The 21,506-nt window shown below is 55.6% G+C and carries 17 protein-coding genes; 6 read left to right on the top strand and 11 right to left on the bottom strand.

The window, feature by feature from the left end; genetic code table 11:
• Positions 1–1,197, top strand: a complete 1,197-nt coding sequence (gene emrD, locus VI01_RS14265; RefSeq protein WP_038644083.1) for a multidrug efflux MFS transporter EmrD — start codon at positions 1–3, stop codon at positions 1,195–1,197.
• On the opposite strand, the gene glpX is transcribed toward emrD, so the two are convergent.
• The 3 genes from glpX to VI01_RS14250 form a co-directional block, all read right to left on the bottom strand.
• Positions 1,187–2,197: a class II fructose-bisphosphatase gene (gene glpX, locus VI01_RS14260; protein WP_045815702.1), complete on the bottom strand. Its 1,011-nt coding sequence runs from the start codon at positions 2,195–2,197 to the stop codon at positions 1,187–1,189. The genes emrD and glpX overlap by 11 nt on opposite strands.
• A 96-nt stretch (positions 2,198–2,293) precedes the next feature.
• The gene (glpK, locus tag VI01_RS14255) at positions 2,294–3,805 is read right to left on the bottom strand and encodes a glycerol kinase GlpK (protein WP_045815701.1); all 1,512 of its coding nucleotides are present in this window, start codon (positions 3,803–3,805) and stop codon (positions 2,294–2,296) included.
• 29 nt (positions 3,806–3,834) lie between these two features.
• Entirely contained in the window at positions 3,835–4,683 is an 849-nt protein-coding gene (locus VI01_RS14250) for an MIP/aquaporin family protein (RefSeq protein ID WP_034823747.1), read from the bottom strand.
• Between the two features lie 421 nt (positions 4,684–5,104).
• On the opposite strand from VI01_RS14250, the gene zapB reads away from it, so the two are divergent.
• Entirely contained in the window at positions 5,105–5,344 is a 240-nt protein-coding gene (gene zapB / locus VI01_RS14245) for a cell division protein ZapB (protein WP_034823745.1), read from the top strand.
• Positions 5,345–5,397: 53 nt separating this feature from the next.
• On the opposite strand, the gene rraA is transcribed toward zapB, so the two are convergent.
• The 6 genes from rraA to priA all read right to left on the bottom strand — a co-directional run bounded on the left by rraA (position 5,398) and on the right by priA (position 12,562).
• Positions 5,398–5,883 (bottom strand): ribonuclease E activity regulator RraA, encoded by a 486-nt coding sequence (gene rraA / locus VI01_RS14240; RefSeq protein WP_034823742.1) that lies wholly within the window; start codon positions 5,881–5,883, stop codon positions 5,398–5,400.
• Between the two features lie 153 nt (positions 5,884–6,036).
• A complete protein-coding gene (gene hslU, locus VI01_RS14235; protein ID WP_045815700.1) occupies positions 6,037–7,374 on the bottom strand; it encodes an HslU--HslV peptidase ATPase subunit in 1,338 nt (445 codons plus the stop codon).
• Between the two features lie 5 nt (positions 7,375–7,379).
• The gene (gene hslV, locus VI01_RS14230; protein WP_071845580.1) at positions 7,380–7,916 is read right to left on the bottom strand and encodes an ATP-dependent protease subunit HslV; all 537 of its coding nucleotides are present in this window, start codon (positions 7,914–7,916) and stop codon (positions 7,380–7,382) included.
• 180 nt (positions 7,917–8,096) lie between these two features.
• Positions 8,097–8,987, bottom strand: coding sequence for a cell division protein FtsN (gene ftsN, locus VI01_RS14225; RefSeq protein ID WP_038644091.1), 891 nt, complete (start codon positions 8,985–8,987; stop codon positions 8,097–8,099).
• Between the two features lie 171 nt (positions 8,988–9,158).
• On the bottom strand, positions 9,159–10,196 hold the full coding sequence (cytR, locus tag VI01_RS14220) for a DNA-binding transcriptional regulator CytR (RefSeq protein WP_038644093.1): 1,038 nt from the start codon (positions 10,194–10,196) through the stop codon (positions 9,159–9,161).
• A 167-nt stretch (positions 10,197–10,363) separates the two neighbouring features.
• The gene (gene priA, locus VI01_RS14215; RefSeq protein WP_045815699.1) at positions 10,364–12,562 is read right to left on the bottom strand and encodes a primosomal protein N'; all 2,199 of its coding nucleotides are present in this window, start codon (positions 12,560–12,562) and stop codon (positions 10,364–10,366) included.
• Positions 12,563–12,922: 360 nt separating this feature from the next.
• Here priA and rpmE point away from each other — a divergent pair, with 360 nt between their 5' ends.
• The gene (gene rpmE / locus VI01_RS14210; RefSeq protein ID WP_021506837.1) at positions 12,923–13,138 is read left to right on the top strand and encodes a 50S ribosomal protein L31; all 216 of its coding nucleotides are present in this window, start codon (positions 12,923–12,925) and stop codon (positions 13,136–13,138) included.
• A 76-nt stretch (positions 13,139–13,214) separates the two neighbouring features.
• Here the strand turns inward: rpmE and metJ are convergent, their stop codons facing one another.
• The gene (gene metJ, locus VI01_RS14205; RefSeq protein ID WP_034823729.1) at positions 13,215–13,532 is read right to left on the bottom strand and encodes a met regulon transcriptional regulator MetJ; all 318 of its coding nucleotides are present in this window, start codon (positions 13,530–13,532) and stop codon (positions 13,215–13,217) included.
• A gap of 277 nt (positions 13,533–13,809) precedes the next feature.
• On the opposite strand from metJ, the gene metB reads away from it, so the two are divergent.
• The 3 genes from metB (at position 13,810) to metF (ending at position 18,518) form a co-directional block, all read left to right on the top strand.
• Positions 13,810–14,970, top strand: a complete 1,161-nt coding sequence (metB, locus tag VI01_RS14200; protein WP_045815698.1) for a cystathionine gamma-synthase — start codon at positions 13,810–13,812, stop codon at positions 14,968–14,970.
• 2 nt (positions 14,971–14,972) lie between these two features.
• A complete protein-coding gene (locus tag VI01_RS14195) occupies positions 14,973–17,405 on the top strand; it encodes a bifunctional aspartate kinase/homoserine dehydrogenase II (RefSeq protein ID WP_038644100.1) in 2,433 nt (810 codons plus the stop codon).
• Between the two features lie 216 nt (positions 17,406–17,621).
• Entirely contained in the window at positions 17,622–18,518 is an 897-nt protein-coding gene (metF, locus tag VI01_RS14190; protein WP_038644102.1) for a methylenetetrahydrofolate reductase, read from the top strand.
• Positions 18,519–18,750: 232 nt separating this feature from the next.
• Here metF and ppc read toward each other — a convergent pair whose 3' ends face one another.
• The gene (gene ppc / locus VI01_RS14185; RefSeq protein WP_045815697.1) at positions 18,751–21,402 is read right to left on the bottom strand and encodes a phosphoenolpyruvate carboxylase; all 2,652 of its coding nucleotides are present in this window, start codon (positions 21,400–21,402) and stop codon (positions 18,751–18,753) included.
• Positions 21,403–21,506: the final 104 nt, after the last annotated feature.

The raw sequence follows: 21,506 nt of genomic DNA, 5'->3' as shown, positions 1-21,506 counted from the left end.
ATGTTGATGAATAAAACACAAAACCGCTTCCTGTTATTCATGCTGATCGTGCTGGTGGCGGTCGGACAGATGGCGCAAACCATCTATGTGCCGGCGATGGCGAACATGGCAGAAGCCCTGAACGTGCGCAGTGGCACCATGCAGCAGGTCATGGCCGCATATCTGATGACCTATGGTGGATCGCAACTGATCTACGGTCCGCTGTCAGACAGCTTTGGCCGTCGTCCGGTGATCCTTATCGGTATGACGATCTTTGCCGTGGGAGCATTGATCGCCATGTTTGCGCCATCACTGCAGATTTTGGTGCTGGGCAGTGCGGTGCAGGGTTTGGGTACTGGCGTCGCGGGGGTGATGGCTCGCACCATGCCGCGCGATCTCTATTCCGGTATCGCACTGCGCCAGGCAAATAGCCTGCTGAATATGGGTATTCTGGTGAGCCCGCTGCTGGCTCCGGTCATTGGTGCGCTGCTGACGCATCTGTTTGGCTGGCACGCTTGTTTTGCGTTCCTGCTGTTGCTGTGTGTCGGTGTCACCGCTTCCATGGCGCGCTGGCTACCCGAAACGCGCCCGGTGGATACCCCTGCCACACCGTTTCTGCGTCGCTATGCCACCTTGCTTAGCGACGGGAATTTTATCCGCTATCTGCTGTTGTTGGTCGGCGCGCTGGCAGGCATTGCGGTGTTTGAGGCTAGCTGTGGCGTGTTGATGGGAGGCGTTCTCGGTCTGGATGGCATCACCGTCAGCATCTTGTTTATTCTGCCCATCCCGGCCGCCTTTTTCGGTGCGTGGTTTGCCGGACGCGAGCAGAAATCCTGGCATACGCTGATGTGGTATGGCGTAAACAGTTGCTTGCTGGCTGGGCTGCTGATGTGGATGCCGGCATGGTTCGGCATCATGAATATCTGGACACTGCTGGTGCCTGCCGCACTGTTCTTCTTTGGTGCCGGGATGCTGTTCCCATTGGCGACATCCGGTGCGATGGAGCCGTATGCATGGTTAGCAGGGAGTGCGGGCGCGCTGATTGGTGGCATACAGAATCTTGGTTCTGGCGTGATTGCCTGGCTGTCGGCGCTGCTGCCGCAGCACGATCAGTCGAGCCTCGGGATGCTGATGTTTGTCACGTCGCTGGTGATGCTGCTGTGCTGGTGGCCGCTCTCACGTCATCCGGAGAGCGGCAAACAGGCGATTACAGGATAAACTGATGCAGCGCCGCGTCTTTGCGATCCAGATAGTGGATCGACTGGATGCGGCGGATGGTGCGTGATTTACCGCGCACCAGCAGGGTTTCGCTGGTAGCGATGTTGCCTTTACGTGTAATGCCTTTCAGCAGGTCACCGGTGGTGATACCGGTGGCGGCAAAAATCACATTATCGTTACGCGCCATCTCTTCCAGCTTCAGCACTTCTCCGGCTTTAATGCCCATTTCAGCACAACGTTGCAGCTCCTGCTCGCCCAAACGACGGTTCTCTTCACTGTCGCCTTTGACGTCGTGGCGCGCCAATAGGCGAGCCTGCATGTCGCCATCCATTGCACGGATCACTGCCGCTGACACCACACCTTCTGGCGCACCGCCGATACCGTAAAGTACATCCACTTCGCTGTCAGGCATGCAGGTCAAAATCGAGGCCGCAACATCACCATCCGGGAAGGCAAACACACGCACGCCGAGCTGCTGGAGCTGCGCGATCACCGCGTCATGGCGCGGCTTGGCCAGAATCGACACGGTCAGCTGACTGAGGGGTTTATCCAGAGCGATGGCGATGTTCTTCAGATTGGCGTCGAGCGGCAGGTTGAGATCGATTGCCCCGCGCGCGCCGGGCCCGACAATCAGTTTTTCCATGTACATATCAGGTGCGTGCAGGAAGCTGCCTTTATCGCCCACGGCTAATACTGCCAGTGCGTTGGCCTGACCCATCGCCGTCATGCGTGTGCCTTCGATAGGATCGACAGCGATATCCACCGCATCCCCACGGCCGGTACCGACTTTTTCACCGATATAGAGCATCGGCGCTTCGTCGATCTCGCCTTCGCCAATTACAATCTGACCGTCGATATCAATGGTATTGAGCATAATGCGCATAGCGTGGACGGCTGCACCGTCGGCCGCATTTTTATCGCCGCGTCCTAACCAGTGATAGCCCGCTAATGCAGCGGCTTCGGTCACACGGGAAAATTCAATCGCGAGTTCTCGTTTCATGGTTGCACCTGATAAAAAACAGGCAGGCAGTGTAACACGGAGGGGATAGCAGGGCGGGGAGAAAAACCCGCGGCAGGGTGCCGCGGGTCAGAGGTATTACTCAGCGTCTTCCCACGCTTGCGCACGCGCCACGGCTTTCTTCCAGCCTGCATAGCGCACGTTGCGTTCGGTAGTTTCGATGCTTGGGCGGAACTCACGCTCAACGACCGCTTTCGCACGTACTTCTTCCAGATCGCTCCAGAAGCCTACCGCCAGGCCAGCAAGATAAGCTGCACCCAGCGCGGTCACTTCACGCACTTCAGGACGCTCAACGCGCGTACCGAGAATGTCTGACTGGAACTGCATCAGGAAGTTGTTGGCGACCGCGCCGCCATCCACGCGCAGAGATTGCAGACGGGTGCCCGCATCGTTCTGCATCGCTTCCAGAACGTCACGTGTCTGATAAGCAATCGATTCCAGCGTTGCGCGAATGATGTGATTCGCGTTGGCACCACGGGTCAGACCGAAGATGGCGCCACGGGCATACGGATCCCAGTATGGTGCACCCAGACCGGTAAACGCAGGCACCATGTAGACGCCGTTGGTGTCCTTCACTTTCAGCGCGAAGTATTCAGAGTCAGTTGAATCGCTGATCAGCTTCATCTCATCACGCAGCCACTGAATGGACGCACCGCCGATGAACACCGCACCTTCCAGTGCGTAGTTCACTTCGCCACGCGGGCCGCAAGCAATGGTGGTCAGCAGGCCGTGCGTTGAAGTCACCGCTTCGGTGCCGGTGTTCATCAACATGAAGCAGCCGGTACCGTAGGTGTTTTTCGCCATACCCGGTTGTACGCACAGTTGGCCGTACAGGGCTGCCTGTTGGTCACCCGCGATACCCGCGATTGGAATACGCGTACCGCCTTTACCACCAATGTTGGTCTGGCCGTAGATTTCAGAAGAGCCTTTCACTTCCGGCAGCATTTCGCGCGGAATATCGAGGATCTCCAGCATACGCTGATCCCACTCCAGCTTGTGGATGTTGTACATCATGGTACGAGAGGCGTTGGTGTAGTCGGTGATGTGCACACGCCCCTGGGTCATTTTCCACACCAGCCAGGTATCAACGGTACCGAACAGCAGCTCGCCACGTTTTGCACGCTCGCGCGCACCTTCAACGTTGTCGAGGATCCACTTCACTTTGGTGCCTGAGAAGTAAGGGTTAATCACCAGACCAGTGGTGTGCTGGATGTACTCTTCCAGACCCTCTTTCTTCAGCTTGTTACAGTAGTCCGCTGTACGTGGATCCTGCCAGACGATGGCGTTATAGATCGGCTTACCAGTCTCTTTATCCCACACGATGGCGGTTTCACGCTGGTTGGTGATACCAATCGCGGCAATCTCATCAGAACGGATGTCGGCATGGGCCAGCACTTCGACCAGCGTGGAGCTTTGTGACGCCCAAATATCCATTGGGTCGTGTTCTACCCATCCTGCTTTCGGGTAGATTTGGGTAAATTCGCGCTGCGAGACGGCGACGATGTTCGCGTCATGATCAAGTACCACGGCACGCGAGCTGGTCGTGCCCTGATCGAGCGCGAGAATGTATTTTTTATCAGTCGTAGTCATTTTATTTTCCTGATGATTAACGATGAAACTTACGCTTTACGCTGCTCAGCGCGTGCGACCGGTTTTTCTGTTTTGCTGGCTTCCGCCACATTGACCGGCAGGTTACGGCCAATCAGTGAACGGTAACCGAAGGCTCCGAGGCAAGCACCCACCAGTGGGCCAAAAATCGGAACCAGGAAGTAAGGAATATCTTTGCCGCCGGTAAAGGCCACATCACCCCATCCTGCGATGAAGGCGAACAGTTTAGGACCGAAGTCACGCGCCGGGTTAAGTGCGAATCCGGTGAGCGGGCCCATTGAACCACCAATCACGGCAACCAACAGACCAATTAACAGCGGAGCCAGTGGACCACGTGGTACACCGTTGCCGTCATCGGTCAGCGCCATGATCACAGCCATCAGAACCGCCGTGATCACCATCTCAACCAGGAACGCCTGACCGACACTGATGTGTGGATTAGGGTAGGTTGAGAAGATACCGGCCAGATCGAGGCTCTGCACGCTGCCACGCACCATTTGATGGCTGGCTTCATAATCAAAGAACAAATTGTAGTAGAGACCATAAACCAGCGCCGCCGCACAGAAGGCACCGGCAACCTGCGCCAGGATGTAAGGCAGCACTTTGCGCCCTTCAAAGTTAGCAAACAGGCACAGCGCGACCGTTACCGCTGGATTTAAATGCGCGCCGGATACGCCCGCACTGAGATACACGGCCATGGAGACAGCAAGACCCCAGATAATACAGATTTCCCACTGACCGAATGCGGCACCAGCCAGTTTTAATGCAGCAACACAGCCTGCACCAAAAAAGATGATCAAACCGGTACCGAGAAACTCGGCGATGCATTGACCTTTTAGTGTGTTCGTTGTCTGACTCATAATGGCATTCCTGAAGCGAGGTTAAATTTTATCAGTTTTTGTTCTCAATCCATGAGTCACCCAGCTCTTATGTAGGGCTGATGTGAATTTATCGTTAACGAGCATAAACGAGAAATAGCGAAATCAAAATATGTGTACTCCGTCATAAAAATGCGCGTTTTCGCGTCTTTTACCTTTCTTTAAGGCCCATTAACCCTGCTTTACCTAAGTCCAATATCGTGACCGCGCGCAAAAATGCGCGATCGTGAGCGTTTTTTTAAGCATTAACTGAAAAGTGTTACAGACTGCCCGTGCAGGCCTTGTGTCGCTGGACTTGCGGGGTGTGGCTACATACAATCGGGACATCGTGGCTGGACGCACCATAACAAGGCAGTCCCAGCACCATCAACGCCTTGCAAGAGATTTAGGAGAGGTCATAAAGATGTCATTTGAAGTGTTCGAGAAACTGGAAGCGAAAGTACAGCAGGCGATTGATACCATCACCCTGCTGCAGATGGAAATTGAAGAGCTGAAAGATCAGAATAATACGCTGCGCAACGAAGCCAGCCAGGCTTCCGGCAACCAGGATGCACTGGTGCGTGAAAACCAGCATCTGAAAGAAGAACAGCACGTGTGGCAGGAGCGCCTGCGTGCACTGTTGGGAAAAATGGAAGAGGTTTAAGCGTCTATGCTTAAACCCATGACGGGTGCTGCGGCACCCGTTTTTGTTGTGGCTTACTCGATATCGAGAGCGTCTTCCGACAGAATGATGCCGGTGTTATCGGCATAAAGATGGTCGCCGGAGAAGAAGGTCACGCCGCCAAAGTTAACGCGTACGTCGCTTTCGCCAATCCCTTCGCCCGCCGCACCAACCGGAATCGCGGCAATCGCCTGAATACCAATTTCCAGCTCTTCCAGATCGTCAACCTGACGCACTGAGCCGTAAATCACCAGGCCTTCCCACTCGTTTTGCGCCGCCAGCCGTGCCAGTTGCGCATCAACCAACGCACGACGTACTGAGCCGCCGCCATCAATCACTAACACACGACCCCGGCCATTCTCTTCCAGCAGATCGTAAAGCAGGCCGTTGTCTTCGAAACATTTCACTGTGGTGATTTGCCCACCGAATGAGGTGCGTCCGCCAAAATTGGAAAAGAGCGGTTCAACCACGTTCACTTCTTCATGGTAGATGTCACAGAGTTCGGAAGTATCGTATTTCATGAGGGTATCGTCTGTTTGCCACAGGAGCGGTAAGTATATCGCTATCTGACGATTGTTGGCAAAATCATCACCCGCTAAAAAAAGCGCTGCATCAATATCCTGCGTAAAAAAATGCCCGGCACAGTGGCCGGGCAGCGGATAACGATGGAACCCTTACAGAATAAAGCGGCTGAGATCTTCGTCGGCCACCAATTCGTCCAGATGTTTGCCAACGTAGTCAGCATCAATAGTGATGGATTCGCCGTTGCGATCGCTGGCGTCATAGGAAATGTCTTCCATCAGACGTTCCAGCACGGTGTGCAGACGACGCGCGCCGATGTTCTCGGTGGTTTCGTTCACCTGCCATGCCGCTTCGGCAATGCGACGGATACCGTCTTCAGTGAAATCAACATTCACACCCTCTGTGCCCATCAGCGCTTTGTACTGTACGGTCACAGACGCGTTTGGCTCCGTCAGGATACGTTCAAAGTCATTCACGGTCAGCGCCTGCAGCTCCACACGGATCGGCAAACGACCCTGCAGTTCTGGAATCAGATCTGACGGACTGGCAACCTGGAAAGCGCCTGACGCGATAAACAGAATGTGATCGGTTTTCACCATGCCGTGCTTGGTGGACACGGTGCAGCCTTCCACCAGTGGCAGCAGGTCACGTTGTACACCTTCGCGTGATACATCCGGGCCGCCGGCATTCTGGCCGCCGCGCTTACAGATTTTGTCGATTTCATCGATGAACACGATACCGTGCTGCTCAACGGCTTCGATAGCGTCTTGCTTCAGCTCTTCCGGATTCACCAATTTTGCCGCTTCTTCTTCAATCAGCAGTTTCATGGCTTCTTTGATCTTCAGCTTGCGCGCTTTCTGCTTCTGTCCACCGAGGTTCTGGAACATCGACTGCAGCTGGCTGGTCATCTCTTCCATGCCCGGAGGCGCCATGATTTCAACACCGGCTGCTGATGCGGCCAGATCGATCTCAATCTCTTTGTCGTCCAGCTGGCCTTCACGCAGCTTCTTGCGGAATGACTGGCGGGCTGCAGAAGGTTCGGCAGTGTGCTCGGCCTGACCCCAGTTATTTTTCGCCGGTGGGATCAGGACATCAAGAATGCGCTCTTCTGCCATCTCTTCGGCGCGGTATTTGTTTTTCTCGATCGCCTGACTGCGCACCATTTTGATGGCGGAGTCGGTCAAATCGCGAATAATCGAGTCGACTTCTTTACCCACGTAACCCACTTCGGTGAATTTCGTGGCTTCGACTTTGATGAAAGGCGCGTTGGCGAGTTTTGCCAGACGGCGTGCAATTTCAGTTTTACCGACACCGGTCGGGCCAATCATCAGAATATTTTTTGGCGTCACTTCATGGCGCAGCTCTTCGTCGAGCTGCATGCGGCGCCAGCGGTTACGCAGTGCAATCGCCACGGCCTTCTTTGCGCCGTCCTGGCCGATGATAAAGCGGTTAAGCTCGCTGACAATCTCGCGGGGAGTCATCTCAGACATGATGTTTAGTCCTTAGCCTTAGACGGTAATTCTTCGAAGTTAATGTTGTGGTTGGTGTAAATGCAGATATCGCCAGCGATGTTCAGCGCCTTCTCAACGATATCGTGCGCACCAATGTCGGTGTTCTCCAGCAGGGCGCGTGCCGCTGCCTGGGCGTATGGACCACCCGAACCGATGGCAATCAGGTCATTTTCAGGCTGAATCACGTCACCATTACCGCTGATGATCAGTGAGGAGTTTTCATCAGCCACCGCCAGCAGCGCTTCAAGGCGGCGCAGCATGCGATCGGTACGCCAGTCTTTTGCCAGTTCGACCGCTGCTTTCACCAGATGGCCCTGGTGCATTTCCAGCTTGCGCTCGAACAGTTCAAACAGGGTGAAGGCATCTGCGGTGCCGCCAGCAAAACCGGCGATCACTTTGTCATTGTAGAGACGACGCACTTTCTTCACGTTGCCTTTCATCACGGTATTGCCGAGCGTAGCCTGGCCATCACCGCCAATCACGACTCGGCCGTTGCGTCGTACACTTACTATTGTTGTCACGGGCAGACCCCTTGTTGCAGTGGATAAGGAACTTCGCGCATAGAGCACGGAGTATCATGCAACCAGATATGGGGTAGGTTTGAAGGGTTTCAACCCCGAGATTTGTCTTACTTGAAAGGGCAGGTGCGCTCACCCCCTGTGACTTACAGATGTAAGCTCAGAGGGGGGAGCACTTATCGCTTAGGGTAAAGCGAGCGGAATGCAGCTGCTGTGTCCGGAGCTGTGTAAGCGTTTGACGGTGCTGTCAGCACTGCTGCGATCTTTAAATGGACCGATAACCACGCGATTCCAGCCTCCGCCGGTGGTGATACGGCTCTCGAAACCTTCAAAGGCCAGACCTGCGCGCACAGATTCCGCCTGGTCAGTGCCTTTAAATGAGCCACACTGCACCATCCAGCGCTGCGAAGCGGCTTTCTCTTCCGGTTTTGCTTTTGCCGTTTCCTGCGGTTTCGGCTGTTGCACCGGTTCACGCGTTATCGGCGCTGGCTGTTGTTGTTGACGCGTCGCCTGCTGTTGCTGCAACTGCTGCTGGCGTTGTTGCTGCTGTAACTGTTGCTGCTGGCGCTGCATCTGTTGCTGTTGTTGCTGCACCTGCTGTTGGCGTTGCAGAGTTTGCTGACGCTGTGCCGGAGTTTGTTCGTTCCACGGCACTTCGTTGAGCTGCGTCGGTTGTTGGCGCATATCAGCCTGCATCTGCTCCAGCAATTGGCGCTGCTCATCCGTCAGCTGGGTCTGTGATTGCACACCACCACCAGCAGACGGTTCCGTCGGCGTAGGCACGGTGATTTGGCGATTTTCTAGCTCTTTGATGTATTTCCAGCGCTCTTCTGGCTTAGGTGGAAGGCCGTTGCCGTTGGCTTTATGATTCGGAATGACCTCAGTCTCTTCTTTTTTATGATGAGAGATGAACCATAAACCACCGGCAAAGGTGACCAGCACGGCCACGGCCAGTACGATCATCAACTTTGACGTGCCGGAGCCGCCTTTGCTTTTCTTACTGCGGCCTGCAGCGGGTTTTTTGCGACGCGTCCCTGTTGAACGCCCGCGGCCTACATAATCTCTCTGTGCCACTTTCGTTCTGATACCCTTCAAAAAAATGCCAATGGGCGAAACCCTAAATTAAGACGGGTGTAAATGTTCTGTTAATTGCCCGGCAACGAATGCGTCATGTTACTCAAGGGCTGGAACTTTGACCAGCAGAGTCTGCCTTCAGAATCCGCTGAAAATGCACTGAAGCCTAGACTATTTTTCCCGTTTTGTGGCGGGTGCGGTGCTTCCGCGCACGCGTAATTCCGCGTCGAGTAAACGTGAGCCGTTGTTAACGCGTTTGCCCTGCAGTTCATCCAGCAACAGCAGCATCGCCTCGCGGCCAATGGCAAATCGCGGCTGTGCCACGGTGGTGAGTGGGGGATCGTAATACTGCGCCAGTTCGATATCGTCAAATCCCACTACGGAAAGATCCTGCGGAATGCGCATGCCCAGCTTTCGTGCCTGATTCATCGCACCCAATGCCATCAAGTCGCTGTGGCAGAAAATGGCTTTCGGCGGTTGCGGTAAGCTCATCAGCTGTTTCAACGCACTGGCACCGGCTTCGAAGGTGAAATCACCGTGCACAATCATCGTGGGATCGATAGCGATACTGCTGCGGCGCAGAGCCTGGATGTAGCCTTGTAAACGATACTGACTGAGCGGGATATGTTCCGGCCCGGTAATGCAGGCAATCTGGCGATGACCGAGTTGCAGCAGATGATTGACGGCTTCAAATGCCGCCGTCAGGTTATCAATGTGCACGGTAGGCAGAGCCATTTCCGGGGCGAATTCGTTGCCCATTACCATCGGCGGCAGGTTACGCTGATCTTCAATTCCTGCATCGAACGGCAGTTGTGAACCCAGCAGCACCATGCCGTCGATTTGGCGCGTCAACATCAGGTTGAGGAAGGTTTTTTCCTGCTGATCCTGATGTGCGCAGTCGCCAATCAGAACCAGATAGCCCTCCTGCGCCGCCGTGACTTCAACGCCTCGGATGATTTCACTAAAGAACGGATCGCAGATGTCCGGCACTATCACCAATATGGTTTGCGTTTCGCCGCGTTTAGCATTGCGCGCCAGCCCGTGTGGCGCATAGCCAACATCAATCACCGCTTGTTCTACTTTCTGCCGGGTGGCAGCCGAGACTTTTTCCGGGTTCATCAGCGCGCGAGAAACCGTGGCGGTAGACACGCCGGCTTTCTCGGCCACATCTTTCATGGTGGCAGCAGATGAAGGTTGCTTCTGGTCCAACGTATAACTCCTGACGCGGTACAGCGCATTGATTTTCAGACATTGCCGGGCTTCAACCGGGATGGGCACTATTGATAACCCAACGCCGGGTGAGGTTGTTACTTAATTTGCATAAAAATTGTGACTTGTGCGACTTTTTTCGATCTGGCTCGCAGATGTTATGCGGCCTAACTCTCGGTGGGATCGATATCCAGTGTCCATTTGGTTTTGCGCGCGGCGGGCAGGGTGGAGATCAGCGGTAGCGAACTGCTCAGCAGCTGTTGCAGGCGTTTACGCGAAGGATGCTGTAGCAACAGTTGCCAGCGCCAGCGTCCACTGCGTTTCGGTGCCAGTGCCGGAACCGGCCCCATCAACCACATGGCCTCATCTTTCAGCGGGCTGGCTTCGAGTAAATTGCGCAGCTGCGTGAGGAATTCAGCGGCCTGCGCATTGTCCATGTCCTCCGCGCGGAACAGCGCGTGGCTGGTCCACGGCGGCAGCTGCACCGATTGGCGCTCCAGCAAGGTTTCCTCGGCAAAGGCGAAATAGCCACGATGCAGCAGCGTCTGCAACAGCGGATGCTCGGGATGGTGCGTCTGCAGCAGTACTTCACCTTGTTTACCGGCGCGCCCGGCGCGCCCGGCCACCTGGGTATAGAGTTGAGCAAAGCGTTCGGCGGCGCGGAAATCGGCGGAGAATAAGGCGCCATCGACATCCAGCAGCGAAACCAACGTCACATCGGGGAAATGGTGCCCTTTTGCCAGCATCTGTGTGCCAACCAGAATGCGGGCGCCGCCGCGATGCACATCCGCCAGATGCTGCTCCAGTGCACCTTTGCGGCTGGTGGTATCGCGATCAATGCGCGACACCGGTACGCCGGGAAAGAGTGTGCTGAGCTGCTGTTCAAGCTGCTCTGTACCGACGCCGACCGGCATCAGGTGTGTGGAACCGCACCCCGGACATTGATTGGGCAGCGGGCGCTGGCTGTCGCAGTGGTGGCAGCGCAGCTGGCGATGATGTTGATGCAGCGTGTAATAGCTGTCGCAACGCTGACACTCGGCCAGCCAGCCACAGTCGTGGCACATTAATGCTGGCGAGAATCCGCGACGGTTCAGGAACAGCAATATCTGATTATCGGCCTGCAGGTGCTGGCGCATTTTACCCAGCAATGCGGGCGCAAGTCCGCCTTTAAGCTGCTGGCCTTTAAGGTCGATAAGTTGCTGAAGCGCCGGTTTGGCGTTACCCGCGCGTTTGGTGAGATTGAGCTGTCGATACTTGCCAACGCGAACATTATGCAGGGTTTCCAGCGCAGGCGTCGCTGAACCCATGACAATGGGAATATCTTCTTCGTGGGCGCGAAACACCGCCAAATCGCGCGCCTGATAGCGCCAGCCTTCCTGCTGCTTGTACGAACTGTCGTGTTCTTCATCAATAATGATTACCCCCGGACGCGCCAGCGGTGTGAACAGCGCGGAACGCGTGCCGATGATAATCGCGGTTTCGCCACGGCGCGCTCTCAGCCACACCGCAAGACGTTCGCTGTCGTTGAGTGCCGAGTGCAGCACATCAATCGGCGCATCGAAGCGTTCACGGAAGCGGGCAATGGTTTGCGGTGTCAGACCGATTTCCGGCACCAGCACCAGCGCCTGTTTGCCGCGCGCCAGCACATTCTCTAACACGCTGAGATAGACTTCGGTCTTGCCCGAACCGGTTATCCCCGCCAGCAACCACGCTGCATAATGGTCATCTTCACTGCGCATCGCGCCGACGGCCATCGCCTGATCGGTATTAAGACGCAGGCGATCGCCTTTCACGGCAAAGGTGGTGCGCCAGTCGTGCATCTGCGGCGCATGTTCGCGCAGATCACACAGACCTTTTGCTCGCAGTGATTGCAGTGCCGCGTCAGTCAGGTCCTGTTCGCTGACCTGATGGCGATAGAGGGGCTGCTGGCGCAGTGCTGCCAAAGCTTGCTGCTGCTTCGGCGCACGCTTGAGGCTCTCCATGGCCACTTCACGTCCGGCATCGTTGACCACCCATTGCCAGAGTGGCGCTTCCTGAGCCGGTTTGCCCTGGCGCAGCAGCACGGGTAGAGCATGGTTGAGCACCTCGCCGAGCGGCGAATGGTAATAGCTGGCGGCCCAATTAAGGATGCGCCACAGCGCTGGAGAGAACAGGCTCTGATCGTCCAGCACGTTTTCCAGCGGTTTGAGCTGAGTCAAAGGCAGATCGCTGGTTTCCTTTACAGCCACCACAATGCCGATCATTTTACGATTGCCAAACGGCACGCTGACGCGGGCGCCCACCACCGGCTGCGGCGCATCGGCGGGCAGAAGGTAGTCAAACAGGCGAGGCAGCGGAACGGGCAGGGCAACCTGAACAACGGGCATGTCGATCTCTATCCGATTCTGTAATAAGGAGAAGTAGTGTACACGCTGATGCAACCCTCGTCATACTTCACGCCACAGCCACAGCCACAGCCACAGCCACAGCCCACACCGCATAGCCACATTGGCTGCGCTCGCTCTTTCCATCAGATTGACTGGGATGAGGGCGTTTACCGCCTCCCAATGGCTCGAGTGACTCAGAGAATAAACGGCTGCTATTTGCCTGGTGCGGTCAATTTCTGTATACTATGCCGCCTTTGATGAGATGACTTGTCAAAGATACACTTAATTGTTCAACCGCGTGTGGTGCTGTGCAGGTTCGCCTGGCACGGAGAGCGACACGGCCTTTTATGAGGTTCTCCCATGAAACAAGGTATTCACCCGAAATACGAAGCTGTGACCATCACCTGCTCTTGCGGCAACGTGATCAACACCCGTTCAACCATGACTGGTACCCTGAACCTGGACGTGTGCGGCAAATGCCACCCGTTCTACACTGGTAAGCAGCGTGTTGTTGATTCTGGTGGTCGTGTTGATCGCTTCAACAAGCGTTTCAGCATCCCAGGCAGCAAGAAATAAGATTATTTGCCATCGAATCTTCGGATTCGGCAGCAAGAAAAAACCCAGCCTTGGCTGGGTTTTTTTGTTTCTGGACTCAGTATTCCCAGGTGTCGGGATCGATGCCCATCTCACGCATAATCTGCTTAGCTTCTTCCGGAATCTCATCGCTGCGTTCTTTGCGCAAATCGACATCATTTGGCAGCGGCTGCCCGGTGAAAGCATGCAAAAAGGCTTCGCACAGCAATTCGCTATTGGTGGCATGACGCAGGTTGTTCACCTGACGGCGTGTGCGTTCATCCGTTAAAATTTTCAGCACTTTCAGCGGGATAGAAACTGTAATCTTCTTAACCTGCTCGCTCTTCTTGCCGTGTTCAGCGTAAGGGCTGATATATTCGCCGTTCCATTCAGCCATGGGTTACCTTAATCAATAAAAGTGGAATATGGGGAAATCCGTTGATTATGCCCGATTTTTCGATGCCTGACCGCTTAAACTGCCGGTTTTATGCTTACGCATCGCTTTTCACAGGAAAGCGCGCTGAACACCAGGCGATGACGCGTAATTTTAGCGGGTATTGATGATTTGCTCAATCTATACGCAAAGACATTTAGATGTCCAGATGTATTGACGTCTATGCGCTGAATGTTATCCTGTTGCCACTTCTTATTACACTTCAGGAACAGTAAGCACCATGACGCGTAAACAGGCAACCATCGCAGTACGCAGCGGTTTGAATGATGACGAGCAATATGGCTGCGTTGTCCCACCGATTCACCTCTCCAGTACCTACAACTTCCTCGACTTTAATGAACCGCGTGCACATGACTACTCACGTCGCGGTAACCCCACGCGTGATGTGGTACAGCGCGCGCTGGCAGAACTGGAAGGCGGTGCGGGCGCGGTATTAACCAATACCGGGATGTCAGCGATTCATCTGGTGACCACCGTGTTCCTGAAGCCGGGCGATCTGCTGGTTGCCCCACATGACTGCTACGGCGGCAGCTATCGCCTGTTCGACAGCCTGAGCAAACGCGGTGCTTATCGCGTGAAATTTGTCGATCAGGGTGACAAAGCCGCTCTGGCAGCCGCGCTGGCCGAGAAACCCAAACTCGTGTTGGTGGAGAGCCCAAGCAATCCGCTGCTGCGCGTGGTAGATATCGCGGGCATTTGCCAGGCGGCGCGTGCAGCGGGTGCGATCAGCGTAGTGGATAACACCTTCCTGAGTCCGGCATTGCAAAATCCGCTGGCACTGGGAGCCGATCTGGTGATCCACTCTTGCACCAAATACCTGAATGGTCACTCGGATGTGGTGGCCGGAGCGGTGATTTCTAAAGATCCGGCGATGGCCACGGATCTTGCCTGGTGGGCGAATAATATTGGTGTAACCGGCGCAGCGTTTGATAGCTACCTGCTGCTGCGCGGTCTGCGCACGCTGGCGCCGCGTATGGCAGCAGCACAGCGTAATGCGCTGGCGATTGTTGATTACCTGAAGCAACAACCGCTGGTGAAAAAACTGTATCATCCGTCTCTGCCGGAAAATGCCGGACATGAGTACGCGGTGCGTCAACAACGTGGCTTTGGTGCGATGCTCAGCTTTGAACTCGACGCTGATGAAGCACGTCTGCGCCGCTTCCTGAAAGCGCTGCAGTTGTTCACGCTGGCGGAATCGCTGGGTGGCGTGGAGAGCCTGATTTCGCACACCGCGACCATGACGCATGCCGGCATGTCTGCGGAAGCGCGCGCGGCAGCGGGTATTTCAGAAACGCTGCTGCGTATTTCTGTCGGAATTGAAGATCACGAAGATTTAATCGCCGATCTGGATAATGCATTCCGGATCGCAGCCGAGGAGTAAGCATGACAAGTTCAGCAGGCGCGGGAACGCCGAACAAGCAGTTGCATAAATTTGGTGGCAGTAGCCTGGCGGATGCACGTTGTTATCAGCGTGTCGCCAGCATCATGGCGGATTACAGCCAGCCAGGCGATTTAATGGTGGTCTCTGCCGCAGGCAGCACCACCAACCAGCTGATTAGCTGGCTTAAACTGAGCCAGAGCGATCGCTTATCTGCCCATCAGGTGCAACAAGCTTTACGCCGTTTTCACAGCGAACTGATCGCTGCGCTGTTGCCTGCTGAATTTGCTGAAACGCTGACCGCTGCCTTTATTCGCGATTTGGAACGTCTGGCGGCCCTGCTTGACGGCGCTATCACCGATGCGGTGTATGCCGAAGTGGTGGGGCACGGTGAAATCTGGTCGGCACGCCTGATGGCGGCGGTGCTGAGCCAGCGTGATATCGAGTCTGCATGGCTGGACGCGCGTGACTTCCTGCGTGCCGAACGTGCTGCGCAGCCACAGGTGGATGAAGGCAAGTCCTGGCCATTGCTACAGGCGCTGCTGGCTCAGCATCCTCATAAGCGTTTGGTGGTAACCGGCTTTATCAGCCGTAGCGATGCCGGTGAAACGGTGTTGCTGGGGCGCAATGGTTCGGACTACTCAGCCACCCAGATCGGTGCGCTGGCAGGCGTAAACCGGGTCACCATCTGGAGCGATGTGGCCGGTGTCTATAGCGCCGATCCGCGTAAAGTGTCCGACGCCTGTTTGCTGCCGTTACTGCGCTTGGATGAGGCCAGCGAGCTGGCGCGTCTGGCCGCACCGGTATTGCATACCCGTACGCTGCAGCCCGTGTCGAATAGCGATATCGATCTGCAGTTGCGTTGCAGCTATCAACCTGAGCAGGGCTCAACGCGCATTGAGCGCGTACTGGCTTCCGGTACCGGCGCGCGTATTGTCACCAGCCACGACGATGTGTGCCTGGTCGAGATTCACATCCCAGAAAACCACGATTTCAAAACGCAGCAGAAAGAGATTGATCTGCTGCTGAAGCGTGCGCAACTGCGTCCGTTAGCAATGGGCGTCCATCCTGACCGCCGTCTACTGCAACTTTGCTATACCTCCGAAGTGGTGAACAGCGCATTCAATTTGTTGCAGGACGCTGCGCTGCCGGGTCATCTGCAACTGCGCGATGGCTTAGCGTTGGTGGCGTTGGTCGGCGCAGGCGTGACGCGTAATCCGCTGCACAGCCATCGTTTCTGGCAGCAAATCAAAGACCAGCCGGTTGAGTTTGTCTGGCAGTCAGAAGATCACATCAGTATTGTTGCCGTATTGCGCGTGGGACCGACACAGCACCTGATTCAGGGGTTGCACCAGTCATTGTTCCGCGCGGAAAAACGCATCGGTCTGATGCTGTTTGGCAAAGGTAACATCGGCTCCCGCTGGCTGGAACTGTTTGCGCGTGAGCAGGAGAGCTTATCTGCACGTACCGGTTTCGAATACGTGCTGGCGGGCGTGGCAGATAGCCGCCGCAGCCTGCTGAGTTATGACGGCCTGGAAGCTAGCCGTGCGCTCGCCTTCTTTGATGACGAAGCCGAAGAGCGTGATGAAGAGTCGCTGTTCCTGTGGATGCGCGCTCATCCGTTCGATGATTTAGTGGTTCTGGACGTCACCGCCAGCGCGCCACTGGCACAGCAGTATCTTGATTTTGCCAGCCACGGTTTCCATGTCATTAGCGCGAACAAAGTCGCAGGCGCATCCAGCAGCCAGAGTTGGCGGCAGATTCGTGATGCGTTCGCCAAAACCGGTCGTCACTGGCTGTATAACGCCACGGTAGGCGCAGGATTGCCGGTGAACCATACGGTGCGCGATCTGCGCGAAAGCGGCGACAGCATTCTGGCCATCAGTGGTATTTTCTCCGGCACGCTGTCCTGGCTGTTCCTGCAATTTGATGGCACCGTGCCGTTCAGTGAGCTGGTGGATCAGGCCTGGCAGCAAGGTCTCACCGAACCCGATCCGCGCGTGGATCTGTCGGGGCAGGATGTGATGCGCAAGCTGGTAATCCTGGCGCGTGAAGCCGGTTATGACATCGAGCCGGATCAGGTACGTGTTGAATCGCTGGTGCCGTCGGATTGCGAAGAAGAATCGATTGACCACTTCTTCGAGAATGCCGACGAGTTGAATGACCAAATGCTGCAACGCTTTGAAGCGGCACAGGAGATGGGCCTGGTGCTGCGCTATGTGGCACGTTTCGATGCCAACGGTAAGGCCCGTGTGGGGGTGGAAGCGGTGCGTCCGGAACATCCGCTGGCTTCACTGCTGCCGTGCGATAACGTGTTTGCTATCGAAAGCCGCTGGTATCGTGACAATCCACTGGTGATCCGCGGGCCAGGCGCCGGCCGTGATGTGACAGCCGGTGCGTTACAATCGGATATCAATCGCCTCGCACAGCTACTGTAACCTGCCTTGCAACGCAGACGGTGCCCGCCGTCTGCGCTTTTCACTCTCTCCGCGAACATGAAACTCTTTCAACTTGATTGAATATTTGTCACGCCTGTACATTAATTTTAAGTTGACGCTAACGCGCTAATGGTTCATTTTGTGCATCTGGACGTCTAAACGTATAGATGTTCGCAGGCCGCAAGTTAATCGATATGTGACGACGAGGTAATCTGGATGAGTTTCTTTCACGCCAATCAGCGCGAAGCGTTGAACCAAAGCCTGGCTGAGCTGAACGGGCAAATTAACGTCTCTTTTGAATTTTTCCCGCCTCGTACCAGTGAAATGGAAGAAACCTTGTGGAGTTCGATTGATCGACTGAGCATCCTGAAACCGAAATTCCTCTCCGTAACCTACGGTGCGAACTCTGGCGAGCGCGACCGTACGCACAGCATCATTAAAGGCATTAAAGAGCGCACCGGCCTGGAAGCGGCTCCGCACTTGACCTGCATCGATGCCACGCGTGATGAGCTGCGCACCATCGCGCGTGATTACTGGGATAACGGTATCCGTCACATTGTGGCGCTGCGCGGTGATTTACCGCCGGGCGGCGGCAAGCCTGAGATGTACGGCGCTGATTTGGTCGAATTGCTTAAAGAAGTGGGCGATTTTGATATCTCTGTAGCCGCTTACCCGGAAGTGCATCCTGAAGCGAAAAGTGCGCAAGCGGATTTGATCAACCTGAAGCGTAAGGTTGATGCTGGTGCCAACCGCGCTATTACGCAGTTCTTCTTTGATGTCGAAAGCTATCTGCGCTTCCGCGATCGCTGTGTCGCGGCAGGCATTGATGTCGAAATCGTGCCGGGCATTTTGCCAGTATCGAACTTTAAGCAGTTACAGCGTTTCGCCACCATGACCAACGTGCGCGTGCCGGGCTGGATGAACGCGATGTTTGCCGGATTGGATGACGATCCAGAAACGCGCAAAATGGTCGGCGCTAACATCGCCATGGACATGGTGAAAATTCTGTCGCGTGAAGGGGTGAAGGATTTCCACTTCTACACGCTTAACCGCGCAGAGCTAAGCTACGCTATCTGTCATACGCTGGGTGTGCGTCCAACCTTAACGGCCTGATTTTCTTAAATTGAATTATGAAGGGGCCAATGCGCCCTCTTTTTTATTTGCACCATGTTACCCAGCGGGAAGAGGCGGCAAATGGAGTAAAGCGTTGGGCGCCATGGATGGCGCACGCCGAGCGATCAGGGACGAGACAGCGACTTTACGTAATTGCCGCCTCTTCCCGCGACGCGCACCGCCCAAAAAAAAGGGCCAGATTGGCCCCCTTCATGATTAGCGCATACCGCAACTAGCCCGTATTACGCATACCCGCTGCCACACCGGCAATCGTCACCATCAGCGCTTGTTCAACACGCGCATCTGGCTCATCACCACGCTCTTCCTGCGCACGTGCACGATGCAGCAGTTCAGCCTGCAATACGTTGAGCGGATCGGTGTAAACGTTACGCAGCGCGATAGATTCGGCGATCCACGGCTGGTCAGCCATCAGGTGCGCATCGTTGGCGATGGTCAGCACGGCTTTAATATCCGCAGCCAGCTGATCGCGCAACTGCAGACCCAGAGGCCACAGTGATTTATCCACCAGACGCTGATCGTAGTATTCCGCCAGCCACAGATCGGCTTTCGAGAACACCATCTCCAGCATGCCAAGACGGGTGGCGAAGAACGGCCACTGGCTACACATCGCTTCCAGCTGATCCTGATGGCCTTCATCCATCGCCTTTTGCAGTGCCGCACCAGCACCCAGCCAGGCTGGCAGCATCAAACGGTTCTGCGTCCAGGCGAAGATCCACGGAATCGCACGCAGTGATTCCACGCCGCCGGTAGGACGACGCTTCGCCGGACGTGAACCGAGTGGCAGTTTACCCAGCTCTTGCTCTGGTGTGGCCGAGCGGAAGTACGGTACGAAGTCCGGGTTTTCACGCACATAGCCGCGATACATGGCGCAGGAATGGGCTGACAAACCGTTCATGATCTCTTTCCACTCGCGCTTAGGCTCTGGCGGTGGCATCAGGTTGGCTTCCAGAATCGCACCGGTATACAGCGACAGGCTAGCGATAGTGACTTCTGGCAAACCATATTTGAAGCGAATCATCTCGCCCTGTTCGGTCACGCGCAGGCCGCCTTTGAGGCTGCCCGGCGGTTGCGACAGCAGTGCTGCGTGCGCAGGTGCGCCGCCACGACCGATTGAACCGCCACGTCCATGGAACAGCGTCAGGGTGATGCCGGCTTTATCACAGGTCTTGATCAGCGCATCCTGTGCTTCGTACTGTGCCCAACTGGCGGCCATCACGCCGGCATCTTTCGCCGAGTCGGAATAACCAATCATCACCATCTGTTTGCCGTTGATGAAGCCACGATACCAATCGATATTCAGCAGTTGCGTCATCACGTCATTGGCGTTGTTCAAATCGTCGAGGGTTTCGAACAGTGGCGCTACTGGCATCGCGTAAGGAATGCCGGCTTCTTTCAGCAGCAAATGCACCGCCAGCACGTCCGACGGCGTTTTCGCCATCGAAATCACGTAAGAGGCGATAGAGCCTTGTGGCGCTTCTGCCACCACTTTACAGGTATCCAGCACTTCGCGCGTGTTGTCGCCCGGCTCCCATTGATGCGGCAGCAGCGGACGTTTGGAGTTCAGTTCACGGATCAGGAACGCCTGCTTGTCGGCTTCTGACCAGCTTTCGTAGTCACCCAGCCCCAGATAGCGCGTCACTTCCGCAATCGCTTCGGTGTGGCGGGTGCTCTCCTGACGGATATCAATACGCACCAGCGGCACGCCAAAGCACTTCACGCGACGCAGCGTATCCAGCAACTGACCATTCGCAATGATGCCCATGCCGCACTGTTGCAGAGATTGATAGATAGCGAACAGCGGTTGCCACAGTTGATCGTTTGATACCAGTAGATCGGCAGGGCGCGGCAGGCGCTCGCCTTTCAAACGACGGCCTAAATAAGCTTGCGTGGTCATCAGTTGGCCACGGATGCGCTTCAGAATCATGCGGTACGGTTCCAGCGCTTCCGGATCGCCGCACAGCTCGCGCACTTCATCGCTGCATTCGGACATCGACAGTTCAGAAATCAGCACGCCCACGTCGCGCAGGAACAGATCGGCGGCTTTCCAGCGGCTCAGCTGCATCGCATGGCGTGTGATAGGCGCGGTGACGTTCGGGTTACCGTCGCGATCGCCGCCCATCCACGAGGTGAATTTAATCGGCACGAAATCGACGGGCAACTTAATACCAAAGGTCTCTTCAACTTGCTCGTTCAGCTCGCGCAGGAATGCCGGTACGCCTTGCCACAGGCTATTTTCGACCACGGCAAAGCCCCATTTGGCTTCATCAATCGGGGTTGGGCGGTACTTACGGATTTCATCGGTATGCCAGGCTTGTGCGACCAATTGACGCAGGCGACGCATGACTTGCGTGCGCTCGTAATCGGAGAGATCGCTGTGGTCGAGTTGCTGCAGGCAGCTATTCACTTCACCCAGCATGTGGATCAGCGTACGGCGGGTGATCTCCGTTGGGTGAGCGGTCAGCACCAGCTCCAGTGACAGTTCTTCAATCGCCTGGCGAATCGAACTTTCGCTGATGTCGTTTTGCTGCTTCAGACGCTCAAAGGTCTTCTTCAGGATTTCAGGATTGTTCGCGCCATCGCCGCTGCGGGAAATGGTCTGATACTGCTCTGCCACGTTGGTCAGGTTGAGGAACTGGCTAAACGCACGCGCGACGGGCAGCAGCTCGTCGTTAGAGAGATTTTGCAGCGTGTTCAGCAGTTCCTTACGATCGGTGTCATTGCCTGCGCGGGAGGACTTAGAGAGTTTGCGGATAGTTTCCACCCGATCGAGGATGTTCTCTCCCAGTGCATCCTTTATCGTATCCCCGAGCAGTTTGCCGAGCATACTGACATTACTTCGCATTGCGGAATATTGTTCGTTCATTTGACCCTGACACCCTTATCGTCTTGAAAGTACCCTTACACCCAACGGGCATAACATCGTCTTTTATCTAGCCACGGTTCTTCCTGTTCGTCAATTGACTTAAA

Source organism: Pantoea sp. SM3 (genome assembly GCF_000963995.1).
Lineage (GTDB): Bacteria > Pseudomonadota > Gammaproteobacteria > Enterobacterales > Enterobacteriaceae > Pantoea > Pantoea rwandensis_B.
This window is presented reverse-complemented; position numbering and strand designations above follow the sequence as displayed.